Source organism: Streptomyces sp. NPDC029014 (assembly GCF_055564695.1).
On the sequence record NZ_JBVHVT010000002.1, the window covers coordinates 80,582 to 95,233 of the forward strand.

Below are 14,652 nucleotides of genomic sequence, written 5' to 3' on the forward strand. Positions count from 1 at the left end.
CCGCCTGACGGTCCTCACCGTCCGACGGGCGTCACAGCCGGACCAGCGTCACCTCGGTGGCCTTCACGCTCGTCCACACCGCGGAGCCGTCGGCCAGGCCCAGTTCGGCGGCCGCCTCGGGGGTGATCTCCGCGACCAGGTCCGGCACCTCGGTGGAGCCCACCAGCACGCGCAGCCGGCTGCCGACCGAGGTGATCTCCCGTACGGTGCCCGGCCACACGTTGCGGGGGCTGCCGCCCGGGCGGTCCCGGTGCACGGACACCGCCTCCGGGCCGATGATCGCGAGGGCCTCGGCCCCCTCTGGCAGCGCCTCGGCCACCACCAGCCGACCCCCGGACGGCAGGGCGAGCCCCTCGGCGGACGCTGCGCCCGCCCATGCGTTGCGGCCCAGCATCCTGGCCACCCACGGGGACCGCGGATGGCGGGTCACCTCGGCGGGCGGCGCGTCCTGCAGGGCGCGCCCGTCGGCGAGGACGAGCACCCGGTCGGCCAGCGACACCGCCTCGACCGGATCGTGCGTGACGATCAGGCAGACCCCGCCGAAGCCGGCCAGGTGCGTGCGCAACATGTGCCGGACGTGGGCGCGGGTGGCCTGGTCGAGGGAGGCCAGCGGCTCGTCGAGCAGCAGCAGCCGCGGCCGGGCGGCGAGCGCCCGGGCCAGGGCGACCCGCTGGGCCTGGCCGCCGGAGAGCTGGCCGGGCTTGCGGTGGGCGAGGTGGCCGACGCCGAGCCGGTCCAGCCACAGCCGGGCGTCGCGGCGGGCCTCGGCCCGCGGCACCCGGCGCGCCCGTAGCCCGTACGCCGTGTTGGCCAGGGCGCTGAGGTGCGGGAACAGGGCGCCGTCCTGCGGAACCCAGGCCACCTGGCGTCGGTGCGGGGGCAGCGCGGTGACGTCGGCGTCGCCGAGCCGGAGCTGGGCGTCGGCGCGCGGGGTCAGGCCGAGCAGGGCGCGCAGCAGGGTGGTCTTGCCGGCGCCGTTCTCGCCGACGACGGCGATGGTGGTGCCGGGTGGGGCGTCGAGGGTGAGCTCGGTGAAGCCGGTGACGTCGGCGTGCAGGGGCCAGCGGCCCCCGCCGTGCGGATTCCCGGCACCTGCGCCCGCGCCCCTGTCCGCGCCCGCGCCCGTGTCCGCGCCCGTGTCCGCGCCCGTGTCCGCGCCCGCCTGCGCTGCCACAGCCCCGGCCGGCGCCGCACCCGACGGCGACACCGACGGACCCTCCCCAGCGGCCGCAGACTCCCCGGGCTCCGCAGGCTCGGCAGGTCCCGCCGCGCCGGCCGTGCGGGCGGCGGCCGGGGCGCCGGCCCAGCGCCCGCGCAGGGCGATCAGTACGGCCATGGCGATCGCGAGGAGCAACAGGGAGACGGAGGTCGCGGCCTCCGGGCTGTCCTGGAGCAGCAGGTAGACCTGGAGCGGCAGGGTCTGCGTGGTGCCGGGCAGGTTCCCGGCGAAGGTGATGGTCGCGCCGAACTCGCCCAGGGCCCGCGCCCAGGTCAGCGCGGCGCCGGCGAGCAGGCCGGGGCCGACCATGGGCATGGTCACGGTGAAGAACACCCGCACCGGCGAGGCGCCGAGCGAGGCGGCGGTGTCCTCGTAGCTCCGCTTCAGGCCGCCGAGCGCGCCCTCCAGACTGATGACGAGGAACGGCATCGCCACGAAGGTCGCCGCGAGGACGGCACCGGAGGTGTGGAAGGGGAGGGTGATCCCGAAGGTGTTCTCCAGCCACGGCCCGAGCAGGCCGCGCCGCCCGAAGCCCAGCAGCAGCGCGACACCGCCGACGGTCGGTGGGAGCACCATCGGCAGCAGCACCAGCGAGCGGACGAACGCCTTGCCCTCGAACTCGATGCGGGCCAGCAGCCAGGCGAGCGGCACTCCGAGGAGCAGCGAGAGCCCGAGGGCCCAGAACGACACCACGAGCGAGAGCCGCAGTGCCTCGACGACGCCGGGGCTGGTGAGGTGCGCACCGAGCTCGCTCCATTCGGTGCGGGCGAGGATGCCGACGAGGGGGAGCAGCAGGAAGGCGACGGCGACGAGCGCGGGCAGCGCGAGGGCGACGGGCGGCCGTGTGCGGGTACGGGTGCGGGTGCCGGCGCGGGCTCCGGTGCGGTGTCTGCTCATGCGGGTTCCTGGCTGAAGCGTACGGGGACGGGAGCGCGACAGCGCCCGGAACGGCACGGCGACGGAGCCGGACCGGTGAGCCCACGAGGTGAGTCCTAGAAGGTGAGCCCGAGAAGGGGAGCCGAGCCGAGCGGGAGGCAGTCGACGGGTCGCGACACGCGCGCGACGGACTGCCCGTCCCCCGCGGGCGGGGAGGGACTGCCCGCCCCTCCCGGGTCCGGGCAGTCCCTCCCGTTGCCCCGGTCTCGGCCGGCGCCCGGCGCGAGACCGGGGCGCGGGCCGGCGCGCGGCGCCCGGCGCGGGTACCGGCTCAGGCCTTCTGGAAGCCCGCGTCCTGGAGGATCTTCTGCGCCTCCGGGCTGCTCAGCCAGGCGACGAACGCGGCCGCGGCCTCGGCGTTCTTGGACTGCTTGAGCGTGGCGGCCGGGTACGAGGCGACCGCGTTCTGCTCGTCCGGGATCTCCACGGTCTCGACCTTGTCCGTGGACTTGGCGGAGTCGGTCTTGTAGACCAGGCCGGCGTCGGCCTCGCCGAGCTCGACCTTGCTCAGGACGGCGCGGACGTTCGGCTCCTGGGAGACGGGCTTCACCTCGATCTTCTGGGCGTCGAGGATCTGCTTGCTGTAGCGGCCGACCGGGACCTCGGGCGCGGCGAGCACAACTTTGATCTTGGTGTCGGCGAGGTCCTTGAGGGCGGCGATCTTGAACGGGTTGCCCTTGCCGGTCGCGATGACCAGGCGGTTCTTCGCGATGATCGACGGTTCGCCGGTCTCGCCCTTCAGGCCGTCCATGGTCTTGGTGTCGGCGGTCACGAGCGCGTCGGCCGGGGAACCCTGCTTGACCTGGGCGGCGAGCTCCTGCGAACCCGCGAACGAGAAGGTGATCTTCGTGCCGGGGTGGGCCTTCTCGTACGCGGCACCCGCGGTCCTGAACACGTCGGTGAGCGAGGAAGCGGCGAGGACGGTCAGGTTCGCGGCCTTCGGCGCGGCACCGGACGAGGCGGTGGCGGTCGCGCCGGAGCCGCCGTCGGCGGCCTTCGGCTCGCTGCTGCCGCAGGCGGCCAGGCCAGGGACGAGCAGGGCTGCGGCGAGGGCCGCGACCAGGGCGCTGCGGCGGTTCACGGGAAGGGACATGGCTGGTGCTCCTCGGTCGGGTCGGCAGCCGGACGGGGCTGGTTGCACGGGATGGCGACCCGCGCCGGTGACGGCGGAGCGGGCGACGGCAAAGGACGAAAGGCGGCGCGGCAGGGCAGGCGGGGAGGGCGGAACGGACTGGAACGGAACGGAACGGGCGCGCGGGGGACCGGGGCGCCGGTCAACCGCGGGCGATGTGGACGCTGGTCGACTTCACGCGGGCGATGGCCCGCATGCCGACCGCCAGCCCGAGCTCCTCGACGGCCTCGCGGGTGAGCAGGGAGACCAGGCGGTGCGGGCCCGCCTGGATCTCGACCTGGGCGGACACGTCGCCGAGCGTCACGGCGGTGACGATGCCCGGGAAGGCGTTGCGGGCCGAGGTGTACGGCGCGTCGTCCTCGGTGTGGGCGCCCTGGCCGACCTCGACGGAGAAGGCGGCCAGGTCACGGCCGCCGATCAGCCGCCGTCCGGCCTCGTCGCGATGGGTCGCGACCCGGCCGGCGTCGGCCCAGCGGCGTGCGGTGTCCGGGCTGACGCCCAGCAGACGCGCCGCCTGGCCGATGGTGTAGGACTGCATGTGCGACAAGGTAGGGGCACACGCCGCGCATGTGCAATTCTCTTGGGATGATCTCCATGGCAGATGCCTTTCGAGTTGGCGGTTCCGCCAAAATAGGACCCGCTTCCGGGGGGACGGATCGCTAGAGTCGAGGGATGGCAGCTGAAACAACCGAAACCGGAACCGCACGGGTGGACGCCTGGATCTGGTCGGTCCGCCTGACCAAGACCCGCTCGATCGCGGCGACCGCCTGCCGGGCGGGGCACGTGAAGGTCAACGGGGAGCGTGCGAAGCCGGCCCAGTCGGTGAAGGCGGGTGACGAGGTGCGGCTGTTCCACGCGGGGCGCGAGCGCGTCGTCGTGGTCAAGCGGCCGGTGACGAAGCGGGTGGGCGCGCCGGTGGCCGCCGAGTGCTTCGTCGACAACAGCCCGCCCGCCCCGACGGCCGTCGAGGCCGCCGCCGTCGGCATCCGCGACCGCGGCACGGGCCGCCCGACCAAGCGCGACCGCCGCGAGCTCCAGTCCCTCCGAGGCCGCTGACCAACCCCCCGCCCGGCCCGCAACCCCGGACCGGCCCGGGCAACGGTCCGCTCGCACCGGCCGGCCCGGGCCCGCAGGTGCACGGGCGCGCGGGCCGGCGAGGGCGGAGCCGGCGGGGCGGTCGGGCCGAGCTCGTGGGGGCGCGGGGTCGGCGACCGCGGTGCGGAGGTTCGGAGGTCAGGTTTTGCGGTACGTGTACGCCTCCGACGCGGCCAGCGCCACGGCGTCGATCGGCGCGCCCGCCGACGCGGCGACCACCGCCGCCACCGCACCCTCCACGAACGGCGCGTCCACCAGCCGTGCCCCCGACGGCAGTTCCTCGTCCGCCAGCAGGGCCTTCACCGTCAGCACCGCGCTGCCCAGGTCGGCGAGCAGCGCGACCCCCGCCCCCCGGTCCACCTCCCGCGCGGCCGCGGTGATCCGCTCCGCGCTCGTGCCGAGGCCGCCGTCCGGGGTGCCGCCCGCCGCGGCGATCGGAGCCACCGGCCCGCCCGCGGCCAGACCCGCCGCCAGCTCCGCCACGGACTCCGCGACCCGCGCGCTGTGCGACACCAGCACGATCCCCACCAGTCCCGCCGTCATCCGGCCGCCTCCGCCAGCGCCCCCAGCAGCAGCGCGGACGAGGTCGCCCCCGGGTCCTGGTGGCCGATGCTCCGCTCGCCGACGTACCGGGCCCGGCCCTTGCGGGCCAGCATCGGCACGGTGGCCCGTGCACCCTCCTCGGCCGCGGCCCCGGCCGCCCCGTAGGAGGTGCTCAGCGCAGCCACCCCCGGCACCAGCGCGTCCAGCATCGTCTTGTCTCCCGGCTCCGCCCCGCCCAGTTGGGCCACCGCGCCCACACCCGCGTCCAGCGCCGCGCGCAGGGCGTCGTCGGATACCTCGGCGGCCTCTCCGAGCTCCTTGCCGGTCCGCCGCAGCAGCGTCCCGTACAGCGGGCCGGACGCCCCGCCGACCGAGGAGATCAGGGTCCGGCCGGCGAGTTGGAGCACCGCCCCGGGCGTTCCCGGCTGCTCCGCCTCCAGTGCCTCCCGTACGGCGGTGAAACCGCGCAGCAGGTTGGCGCCGTGGTCGGCGTCCCCGATGGGGGAGTCGAGCTCGGTCAGCCGGTCCGCCTCCCGGTTCACCACCTCCGCGGTGGCGACCATCCAGCGCCGGAAGAAGTCTGCGTCACGCAACCCGGTTCTCCTCGCCTCGTCTTGCCGCATACGTCACACCCAACTCCCTACCCCCACACTTCCAAAACTCCCCACGCTCCTCTCTCGACACTCCCTCGTCAGCGGCCCCAACGCAGCGCCGGCGTCTGCACGGGCGCGTCCCACAGCCGCAGCAGCTCCTCGTCCGCCCGGCACAGCGTCACCGAACACCCGGCCATGTCCAGGGAGGTGACGTAGTTCCCGACCAGCGCACGCGCCACCGTCACCCCCCGCTCCGCCAGCACCCCGGCCACCTCCGCATGGAACCCGTACAGCTCCAGCAGCGGGGTGGCCCCCATGCCGTTGACGAGCGCGAGCACCGAACCGTCGGCCGGCCCCACCTCCGCCAGTTCCGCCAGGACGGCGTCCACCGTGACCCGTGCGATCTCCCGCGCCGGCATCATCGGCCGCCGCTCGCGGCCCGGCTCGCCGTGGATGCCGATCCCCAGTTCCAGCTCCCCGTCCGGGAGGTCGAACGTCGGACTGCCCTTCGCCGGTGTCGTGCACGCGCTGAGCGCCACCCCGAAGCTCCGCGAGGACTCGGCCACCCGCCGGGCGACCGAGGCGACCCGCTCCAGCGGGGCGCCCTCCTCCGCGGCCGCACCGGCGATCTTCTCGACGAACAGGGTGGCCCCGGTGCCGCGCCGTTCCGCCGGGTTCCCGGTGACGGCGACGTCGTCGTGGACCAGCACCCGCTCGATGCGCAGGCCGTCCTCCCCGGCGAGCTCGGCGGCCATCTCGAAGTTCAGCACGTCCCCGGTGTAGTTCTTCACGATGAACAGCACGCCCTGCCCGGCGTCCACGGCGGTGGCCGCCCGCAGCATCTGGTCGGGCACCGGGGAGGTGAACACCTCCCCGGGGCAGGCCGCCGACAGCATCCCGTGCCCGACGAAGCCCCCGTGCAGCGGCTCGTGCCCGGAGCCGCCGCCGGACACCAGGCCGACGCGGCCCCCGGCACGCGCGTCGCGCCGTACGACGATCCGCCGCTCCACGTCGACGTCCAGGTCGGGATGGGCGGCCGCCATACCGCGCAGGGCGTCGGCGACGACGGTCTCGGGACTGTTGATCAGCATCCTCATGGCGTCTCTCCGGTGTGGGAGTGGCAGAGCGGTCGGGACCGGAGGCGAGCCTATGCGCACGGACCGCACATCGTCACCGATCGGACACGACGCGTGACCGCGTTGGCCGTCTGCCCGCCTCGCCAATCGAGCGCGTGTTCGAGTGGCGCGGTACGCTGGATCCATGCGCACGATCCAGGGCCTCCCCGCACTCCAGGGCTCCCTCTTCGACCAGGGGGACGAGATCCGCCCGGGCTCCCTCGCGGGCCTGAAGCGCACCCCGCTCGGGGCCGGCGCGTGGGTCGACCACCTGCCCGGCTGGCTCTCCGGCGCCGACACCCTCTTCGAGCGGCTCGCCGAGTGCGTGCCCTGGCGGGCCGAGCGCCGGCAGATGTACGAGCGCGAGGTGGACGTGCCGCGCCTGCTCGCCTTCTACGACGAGGGCGAGCCCCTCCCGGACCCGGCGCTCACCGAGGCCCGCGACGTCCTGACCCGGCACTACGCCGCCGAACTCGGCGAACCCTTCACCACCGCCGGACTGTGCCTCTACCGCGACGGGCGGGACAGCGTCGCCTGGCACGGCGACCGCATCGGCCGCTCCGCCACCGAGGACACCATGGTGGCGATCGTCTCCGTCGGCGACCCCCGCGACCTGGCCTTTCGCCCGCGCGGCGGCGGGCCCACGCTCCTGCGGCTGCCGCTCGGGCACGGCGACCTCGTCGTGATGGGCGGCTCCTGCCAACGGACGATGGAGCACGCCGTGCCCAAGTCCACCCGCGCGGTGGGCCCCCGCATCAGCATCCAGTACCGGCCCCGCGGCGTGCGCTGACCGGGAACGGCCGGGCGCTGCTTCAGTAGCCCCGCATGGCTTCAGTAGCCCCACACGCTGAGCTCGGTGATGCCGGCGAAGAAGTGCTCCCAGGCCTCCCCGCCGGGAGTGTCGGTGTCCAGCGCGCCCGGTTCGAGGGCCGCCACCTCGCGCGCGAAGTCGGCGCGGGCGTCCTCCGCCGGGTGCGGGCTCCAGAACGCGCCGGCGAACCGGTACACGGCCTCCAGTAGGCGTATCAGCGTCTCGGTGTCCCGGGCCAAGGGGAACGGACCCTCGTCCTCGCGGACCGCCGAGACCGCGCCCGTCCGCGGATCCACCAGCACCGGGAAGGACCAGTACCCGATCTCGAAGGTGCCCAGGAGCAGCAGACCGCCGGCACCGGGCTCGGGCTCCTTCGCCCCCTCCCCGGTCCGGGCGAGTTTGAACGTCGCCGACCCGCAGGCCCACCACGCCGGCAGGCCCGCCGTGGCGATCAACTCCCGGGTGGGCCCGTGGGTGAGGGCCGCGGGCTGCCGGTCCAGCGGGGTGCGGAGGACCTGGTCCGCGCCGAACACGTCCGCCAGGCGGGCCGCGTCCAGCGGCAGCGCGCCGGCCGTCGGGCCCGCGAACCACGGCTCTCCCGTACCCCGGCGGGCGGGCTCGGCGCCGTCACCGGGGAAGTCGGCCGCCGCGGCGGGGTTCCGTTCGAGGACGACGATCCCGCGGTCCTCGTACAACAGGCAGCGGCCGCCGCCCAGCGGTACGGGATCCTCCCAGGCGGCGGGCCGGTACAGGTCCCACTGCTCGTCGTCCGGGTCGGCGAGGAACGGGCCGTCCTCTTCGGCCTCCTCCAGTCGTTCGGTGAACTCCCCGTCGGCCGGTGCCGGGCACCGCTCCCCGGTGGCCGGGTCCAGCCAGTGTTCCGGGGTCCACAGGGACCACACCTTCAGCAGGACCCGGCCGTCGGGCCCGTCCCACACCTCGACGGCGGCGTCCCCGCAGAGGTTCGGTTCGGCCCGGTAGGCGCCGAGCGGGCGCCACCAGGCCCACACGGTCCGCCAGGGCATGCCCGGCTCGGCCGCGGCGACCCGCTCGGCGTAGGCCTCGTGGCCCAGCGCCTTCGCCGCGAAGTGGAGCCACGAGGCGAACTCGGCCCGCGACACCTCCGCGTCGCCGAGTACCGCGGAGGCCTGGGTGAAGACCTCGCGGCCCGCGCCGCCGCCGGTGGCGGGCAGGTCCGTCAGGCGGCCGGGGTCGGCCTCCAGGAGTGCGGAGGGGGAGGCGAACAGCATGTCAAGATCGTCATGAGGCATGCGCTCATCGTGCCACCGCCCTCGGACAGCGCCCGGCCCCCGGCTCCCGGCCCCGGCTCCTCAGGCTCCGGCGGCCGGCGCTGGCCCCGGCGCCCGGACCCCAGGCCCGGCTGCCCCTCAGGCCTCCTTCGTCCCCGCCGGCCCGCCGCTCCGCACCGCGGACGCCGCGGCCTGGAGGGAGCGCAGGGCGAGGAGGAGGATGCCGATGTCGTCCAGGTACACCGGGTCCGGGACCAGGTCCACCGGTGAGACGGTGTAGACGACGGCGAGCCAGAACAGGGCCTTGTCCCGCAGCGGAATACCCGAGTCGAGCAGCAGGCGCCGCGTCCTGAAGACCCGTACGAGCAGCACGGCGGCCGCGGCGGCCAGCCCGAGGGCCAGCACCGCGGCGAGCATCAGCCAGACCGAACCGTCCATGACCCCTCTATACCCCGTACCCCGTCCCCGCGACCCTGTCCCGTCGGGGGCGGACTCAGCCCTGCGCCCGCAGCCGGCTGCCGACCTCGCCCAGGCCTGCGGCGATCGCGTCGAGCTGCTCAGGGGTGAGGACGTCGATGAGGGCCTCGCGGACCGCGGCCACGTGCCCGGGGGCGGCCTCCTCAAGGCGGGTGAGGCCCGCATCCGTGAGGACGGCGAAGACCCCGCGCACGTCCGAGGGGCAGCTGCGGCGCCGGACCAGTCCGGCCTTCTCCATCTGGGTGACCTGGTAGGTCAGCCCGCTCTTCGAATTGATCAGGCCATTGGCGAGTTCCGTCATCCGCAGCTCCCGGTCCGGCGCCGCGGCGAGCCGCACGAGGATCTCGTACTGCGGGTGCGAGAGCCCGGAGTCGTCCTTGAGCTGCTGGTCGAGATGTCGGTTCACCAGGGCCGACGCGGCCAGAAAGGCCCTCCAGGCGCGCATTTCGCGATCGTCCAGCCATCTCGTTTCAGCCATGGGTCCAGCTTACACGGGTTGTTCCAATTTGAATCAATGGTCTACTGTCGGCCACGTCCCACGTTCGAATTTGAACTACTCCCTCTCCGCCGAGGGCCGCCCGACCGGAAGGACCCCCCCCATGACCAGCCCCTCCGTCACCACGACGAAGCCGCAGGCCGCATCCCCGGCCGCCGCCCCGCTCGCCCTCTCCACCCCCGCGCACGACGCCGGCCTCCTGCTGCTGCGCCTCGTCCTCGGCCTCACCATGGCCGCGCACGGCAGCCAGAAGCTCTTCGGCTGGTTCGGCGGCGGCGGCATCAGCGGCACCGGGAAGTTCTTCACCGCCAGCGGCTACCCGGCCGGCGACGCCATGGCCGTCGTCGCCGGTCTGACCGAGACCCTCGGCGGGCTCGGCCTCGCCGTCGGCCTGCTCACCCCCCTCGCGGGCGCCGCCGTCGTCGGCACCATGATCAACGCGATCGTCGTGCACGGCACCGGCTCGTTCTTCGCCCCCGAGGGCATCGAGTACGAGCTCCTCCTGACCGCCGGCGCCGCCGCCCTCGCCCTCACCGGCCCGGGTCGGTACGCCGTCGACCGCATGCTGCCCGTGCTGCGCGCCCACCGCCTGGCCCACGGCGCCCTCGCCGTCGCCCTCGGTGTCGTCCTCGCGGTCGTGACGCTCCTCATCCGCAAGTAGCGCACCCGGCCGCGCGAACGGGCCGCCGGGACGACCACCCGGCGGCCCGCCCCCGCGGGCCCGCGGCGGCAGACGAGCGGCCCCCCGCCACCGCGCTGATTGGACCGGCGCGTCCGCGGGAAAAGCGCACAAATGACGCAACGCATCGAGGACTACGCCCTCATCGGCGACCTGATGACCTGCGGGCTCGTCGGCCGCGACGGGTCCGTCGACTGGCTGTGCCTACCGCGCTTCGACTCGGCGGCCTGCTTCGCCGCCCTCCTCGGAGACCGGGAGAACGGCCACTGGCGCATTGCCCCGGCCGACGCCGCAGAGGACGCCCAGTGCACCCGGCGCTCCTACGTCGACGGCACCCTCGTCCTGGAGAGCCACTGGGACACCGGCGACGGCGGGTCCGTCAAGGTCACCGACTTCATGCCGCAGCGCGACGCCGCCCCCGACCTGATGCGCATCGTCGAGGGCGTCTCCGGCGACGTCACCATGCGCAGCACCCTGCGCCTGCGCTTCGACTACGGGCACGTCGTCCCCTGGGTCCGCCGCTGGGGCGGCAACGAACGCGTCGCCGTCGCCGGGCCCGACTCCGCGTGGTTCCGCAGCGAGCCGCCCGTGCGCACCTGGGGCCAGGCCAAGAGCACCCGCTCCGAGTTCACCGTCGCCCCTGGCGAACGCGTCGCCTTCGTCCTCACCTGGCACCCCTCGCACCACCCCCGCCCCGAGGTCGTCGACCCGTACGAGGCCCTGGAGCAGACCCTGGCCGGCTGGCGCGAGTGGGCCGACCAGTGCCGGTACGCGGGCCCCTACCAGGAGGCGGTGACCCGCTCCCTGATCACCCTCAAAGCCCTCACCTACGCCCCCACCGGCGGCATCGCCGCGGCCGCCACCACCTCCCTCCCCGAGGAGATCGGCGGCGTCCGCAACTGGGACTACCGCTTCTGCTGGCTGCGCGACTCCACCCTCACCCTCGGCTCCCTCGTCGCCACCGGATTCCTCGACGAGGCCCGCTCCTGGCGCGAGTGGCTGCTGCGCGCGATCGCCGGCGACCCCGCCGACCTGCAGATCATGTACGGGATCGGCGGAGAGCGGCGGATCCCCGAGGCCGAGCTGCCCTGGCTGCGCGGCTACGCCGGCTCCGCCCCCGTCCGGGTCGGCAACGCGGCCGTCGACCAGCTCCAGCTCGACGTGTACGGGGAGGTCCTCGACAGCCTGTACCTGGCCCGTTCGGCCGGACTGCCCGCCGAGCGGCACGGCTGGCGGATCCAGCTCGCCCTGCTCGACTTCCTGGAGCAGAACTGGCGGCGGCCCGACGAGGGCCTGTGGGAGGTCCGCGGCCCGCGCCGCCACTTCGTCCACTCCAAGGTGATGGCGTGGGTCGCCGCCGACCGGGCCGTGCGCACCCTGGAGGGCGACCCCTCGCAACACGGCGACCTGGAGCGCTTCCGGGCCATGCGGGACGCCGTCCACGCCGACGTCTGCGAGAAGGGCTACGACCCGGAGCGCAACACCTTCACCCAGTACTACGGCTCCCGCGAACTGGACGCGGCCACCCTGCTCATCCCCCGGGTCGGCTTCCTGCCGCCCGACGACCCGCGGGTGATCGGCACCGTCGACGCCGTCCGCACCGAACTCGGCAGCAGCGGCATGGTCCGCCGCTACAGCACGGAAGGCCCGTCCGTGGACGGGCTGCCCGGCGCCGAGGGGACCTTCCTCGCCTGCTCGTTCTGGCTCGCCGACGCCCTGCACATGACCGGCCGGGAGAAGGAGGCCCGGGAGCTGTTCGAGCGGCTGCTGGCCGTCCGCAACGACGTCGGACTGCTCGCCGAGGAGTACGACCCCGCCGCCGGCCGCCAACTCGGCAACTTCCCCCAGGCCTTCAGCCACATCGGCCTGGTGAACACCGCCCTCACCCTGGGCTTCGACGGCGGACACCCCGCCGGCCCCCGGTGACGGGCGGCTCGCGGAGCCCCGCCGACCGGCGGGGGAGCCTGCATCGGACCGCGCAGGACCGCGCAGCCCCGGCACGGCCGCCGTCACCCGGCCGCCGTCACCCGGCGGGCGCCGTCCCGTTCCCGGCCGTCCGCGCGGCCAGCAGCAGGGCGATGTCGTCCGGCCGCTCGACGCTGCCCCGCGCCTCGGCCACCAACCGGTCCGCCGTCTCCGCCAGCGGGGACGGCCGGGCCGCCGCCAGCGCCGACCGCAGCCGGTCCACGCCGACGTCGAAGTCGGTGCCCGGCTTCTCCACCAGCCCGTCCGTGTACAGGGCGAACACCGCCCCCTCCTCCAGCCGCAGCTGCGTCACCGGGTACGTCTCGTCCGGGTCGACCCCCAGCACCACCCCGCCCGGCAGGTCCAGCACCTCGGTCCACCCGCCGGGATGGCGCAGCAGCGGCTGAGGATGCCCCGCCCGCACCGCCAGCGCACGGCCCGTATCCGGGTCGAGGGTCACGTAGCAGCAGCTCGCGAACTGCCCCGGGTCCAGGTCGATCAGCAGCCGGTTGGTGCCGGCCATCACGTCCTGCGGGGCGTTCCCGCTGAGCGCGAAGGCCCGTACCGCGCTGCGCAGCTGGCCCATGGTGGCCGCGGCCGCCACCCCGTGCCCCTGTACGTCCCCGATGACCAGGGCCAGCAGGCCCGTACCCGTCTCGATCACGTCGTACCAGTCGCCGCCCACGTCCATGCCGACCGTGCCCGGCAGGTAGCGGCCCACCGTCACCACGTTCTCCCGCACCGGCAGCCGGTGCGGCAGCAGCGCCGACTGCAGCCCCCGGGCCAGCGCCGCCTCGGAGTCGTAGCGCTGGGCCCGCTCCAGGGCCTGCGCGATCAGGCCCGCCAGCGCCGTCAGCACCGTGCGCTCCTGCGGGCTGAACCCGCGCGGCGCGTCGAAGCCGAGGATGCACGAGCCCACCGGCCGGCCCGAGGCGATCAGCGGCAGGAAGGCCCGCGCCCCGACGTGCGCGTCGAGCGGGATCCCCGGATAGGCGGCGGCCAGGTGCTCCATCGACTCGAAGAACATCGGCCGGCCCGTGGTCAGGGTCTCCACGCCGGGCAGCCGGACATCGAGCCCGACGCCGTCGAACCGGTCGAGGAAACCCTGCGGGAAGCCCGTCTCCCACGCCAGGTACAGGTGCCGCTCGCTCAGCAGGTAGATCGCCAGCTGGCGGCCGCCGAAGGCCGGCAGCAGCTCCTGCGTCACCACCGCCGACACCTGCCGGGCCGTCACCGCCTCCGTCAGCGCGATCGCCAGCGCCACGGGCCGGTACAGCGCGGGGGCCCGGTCGGCGGCGGGAACCGGGCCCGTACCCGGTCGGACGGCGGATCCGGACGCAGATCCGGGCGCGGACGCGGGCTGCTCGGCCGTGCCGATCACCACCGTCACCCCGTCGTCCGACGGGTACAGGTCCACCGACACCCACTCCTCGGACGCCTGCCGGCCCCGCCGGGCCACGAAGCGCACCGGGCCCCCGGACATGAACACCGCACGGAAGTTGTCCTCGTACGCGGGCAGCCCCAGCCACGGCAGCGCCTCCCACAGCACCCGCCCGCGCAGCTCCGGCCCGCCCGCGCCGAGCCGGGCGGCGGCCGCGTTGACGTGGCGGATCCTGCCGCCGCGGTCCACCGACAGCACCGCCTGCGTGAGCCGTTCCAGGGCCTCCCGGGCCCCGTGGGCCCGTCCCGGCGCCGGCACCAGCACCGGATCGCCGTACCAGGACACGGGCTCCCCGGCGGCTTCCAGCTCCGCGAGCTCCGCGGCCAGTCCGTCCGCGACCGCCTGGAGCCGCTTCCCCTCGCCGGTTCCCACGCCGGTCCCCGGCGTCGCGGGCCGCAGCACGAACAGCACCCCGTACCGCTCCGTACCCGCGCCCACAGGCTCGTACAGCGACCCGAACGGGAACGGCAACCCGGCCATCAGCTGCGGGAAGCGCCGCATGGCCGACTCGGCGTTCGGCAGGTGGACGGACCGGCCGCTGCGGTAGGCCTCGGCGACCGGGAACGGGCGGTTCACGTGCATCCGCCACCACGGCCGGTACAGCGGCCCTGGCAGCCCCGTCAGCGCGGCCAGCAACAGCAGCCCCGAGGTTCCCGAGCGCAGGTAGACCCCGCCCGCGAACCCGCCGACGGCCTGCACCGCCTCGCCCGCCGCTCGGACCAGCACCCGGGTCGTGGCGTCGCGGGCGGGGCCGTTGTCCGTCCTCGCCGTCACACAGTCAGCATGCCCCCGGCACGCGCGCAGGTGCATCCCGGCGGCGGGGGGCATGAGGGCAGGTGGAGAAGCCGCCGACCGGGCACCCCGGGGCCCGGGGGCCCGGGGGCCCGGGGGCCCGGGGGC

The 14,652-nt window shown here is 75.0% G+C and carries 14 protein-coding genes; 4 read left to right on the forward strand and 10 right to left on the reverse strand.

Annotated elements, in window-relative coordinates:
* Positions 1-31: 31 nt before the first annotated feature.
* From ACZ4VL_RS01890 to ACZ4VL_RS01900, 3 genes are all read right to left on the reverse strand, one after another.
* Positions 32-2,116, reverse strand: coding sequence for an ABC transporter permease (locus ACZ4VL_RS01890; RefSeq protein WP_468194409.1), 2,085 nt, complete (start codon positions 2,114-2,116; stop codon positions 32-34).
* Positions 2,117-2,426: 310 nt separating this feature from the next.
* Positions 2,427-3,248 (reverse strand): molybdate ABC transporter substrate-binding protein, encoded by an 822-nt coding sequence (gene modA / locus ACZ4VL_RS01895; RefSeq protein ID WP_468194412.1) that lies wholly within the window; start codon positions 3,246-3,248, stop codon positions 2,427-2,429.
* A gap of 181 nt (positions 3,249-3,429) precedes the next feature.
* Positions 3,430-3,825, reverse strand: coding sequence for a TOBE domain-containing protein (locus tag ACZ4VL_RS01900; protein ID WP_468194414.1), 396 nt, complete (start codon positions 3,823-3,825; stop codon positions 3,430-3,432).
* Between the two features lie 134 nt (positions 3,826-3,959).
* Here ACZ4VL_RS01900 and ACZ4VL_RS01905 point away from each other — a divergent pair, with 134 nt between their 5' ends.
* Positions 3,960-4,343 (forward strand): RNA-binding S4 domain-containing protein, encoded by a 384-nt coding sequence (locus tag ACZ4VL_RS01905; protein WP_385834860.1) that lies wholly within the window; start codon positions 3,960-3,962, stop codon positions 4,341-4,343.
* Positions 4,344-4,520: 177 nt separating this feature from the next.
* Here the strand turns inward: ACZ4VL_RS01905 and ACZ4VL_RS01910 are convergent, their stop codons facing one another.
* From ACZ4VL_RS01910 to dhaK, 3 genes are all read right to left on the reverse strand, one after another.
* Positions 4,521-4,925 (reverse strand): PTS-dependent dihydroxyacetone kinase phosphotransferase subunit DhaM, encoded by a 405-nt coding sequence (locus tag ACZ4VL_RS01910; RefSeq protein WP_468194418.1) that lies wholly within the window; start codon positions 4,923-4,925, stop codon positions 4,521-4,523.
* Positions 4,922-5,518 (reverse strand): dihydroxyacetone kinase subunit DhaL, encoded by a 597-nt coding sequence (gene dhaL, locus ACZ4VL_RS01915; protein WP_468194421.1) that lies wholly within the window; start codon positions 5,516-5,518, stop codon positions 4,922-4,924. Before dhaL ends, ACZ4VL_RS01910 begins: the two co-directional genes overlap by 4 nt.
* Before the next feature lie 98 nt (positions 5,519-5,616).
* Positions 5,617-6,615, reverse strand: a complete 999-nt coding sequence (gene dhaK / locus ACZ4VL_RS01920) for a dihydroxyacetone kinase subunit DhaK (RefSeq protein ID WP_468194424.1) — start codon at positions 6,613-6,615, stop codon at positions 5,617-5,619.
* Between the two features lie 163 nt (positions 6,616-6,778).
* Between dhaK and ACZ4VL_RS01925 the strand changes: the two genes are divergently transcribed.
* Entirely contained in the window at positions 6,779-7,423 is a 645-nt protein-coding gene (locus tag ACZ4VL_RS01925) for an alpha-ketoglutarate-dependent dioxygenase AlkB (RefSeq protein ID WP_468194427.1), read from the forward strand.
* 41 nt (positions 7,424-7,464) lie between these two features.
* Here ACZ4VL_RS01925 and ACZ4VL_RS01930 read toward each other — a convergent pair whose 3' ends face one another.
* From ACZ4VL_RS01930 to ACZ4VL_RS01940, 3 genes are all read right to left on the reverse strand, one after another.
* The gene (locus tag ACZ4VL_RS01930) at positions 7,465-8,715 is read right to left on the reverse strand and encodes an SUKH-4 family immunity protein (protein ID WP_468194430.1); all 1,251 of its coding nucleotides are present in this window, start codon (positions 8,713-8,715) and stop codon (positions 7,465-7,467) included.
* A gap of 117 nt (positions 8,716-8,832) precedes the next feature.
* Positions 8,833-9,132, reverse strand: a complete 300-nt coding sequence (locus ACZ4VL_RS01935) for a YkvA family protein (RefSeq protein WP_468194432.1) — start codon at positions 9,130-9,132, stop codon at positions 8,833-8,835.
* 55 nt (positions 9,133-9,187) lie between these two features.
* Positions 9,188-9,649: a MarR family winged helix-turn-helix transcriptional regulator gene (locus ACZ4VL_RS01940; protein ID WP_468194435.1), complete on the reverse strand. Its 462-nt coding sequence runs from the start codon at positions 9,647-9,649 to the stop codon at positions 9,188-9,190.
* A 121-nt stretch (positions 9,650-9,770) separates the two neighbouring features.
* Here ACZ4VL_RS01940 and ACZ4VL_RS01945 point away from each other — a divergent pair, with 121 nt between their 5' ends.
* The gene (locus ACZ4VL_RS01945; RefSeq protein WP_468194437.1) at positions 9,771-10,328 is read left to right on the forward strand and encodes a DoxX family protein; all 558 of its coding nucleotides are present in this window, start codon (positions 9,771-9,773) and stop codon (positions 10,326-10,328) included.
* 132 nt (positions 10,329-10,460) lie between these two features.
* Positions 10,461-12,272 carry a glycoside hydrolase family 15 protein gene (locus ACZ4VL_RS01950; RefSeq protein WP_468194440.1) on the forward strand — a complete coding sequence of 604 codons (1,812 nt, stop codon included), beginning with the start codon at positions 10,461-10,463 and terminating at the stop codon, positions 12,270-12,272.
* 97 nt (positions 12,273-12,369) lie between these two features.
* Here ACZ4VL_RS01950 and ACZ4VL_RS01955 read toward each other — a convergent pair whose 3' ends face one another.
* Positions 12,370-14,580 (reverse strand): SpoIIE family protein phosphatase, encoded by a 2,211-nt coding sequence (locus ACZ4VL_RS01955; protein WP_468194442.1) that lies wholly within the window; start codon positions 14,578-14,580, stop codon positions 12,370-12,372.
* Positions 14,581-14,652 lie beyond the last annotated feature (72 nt).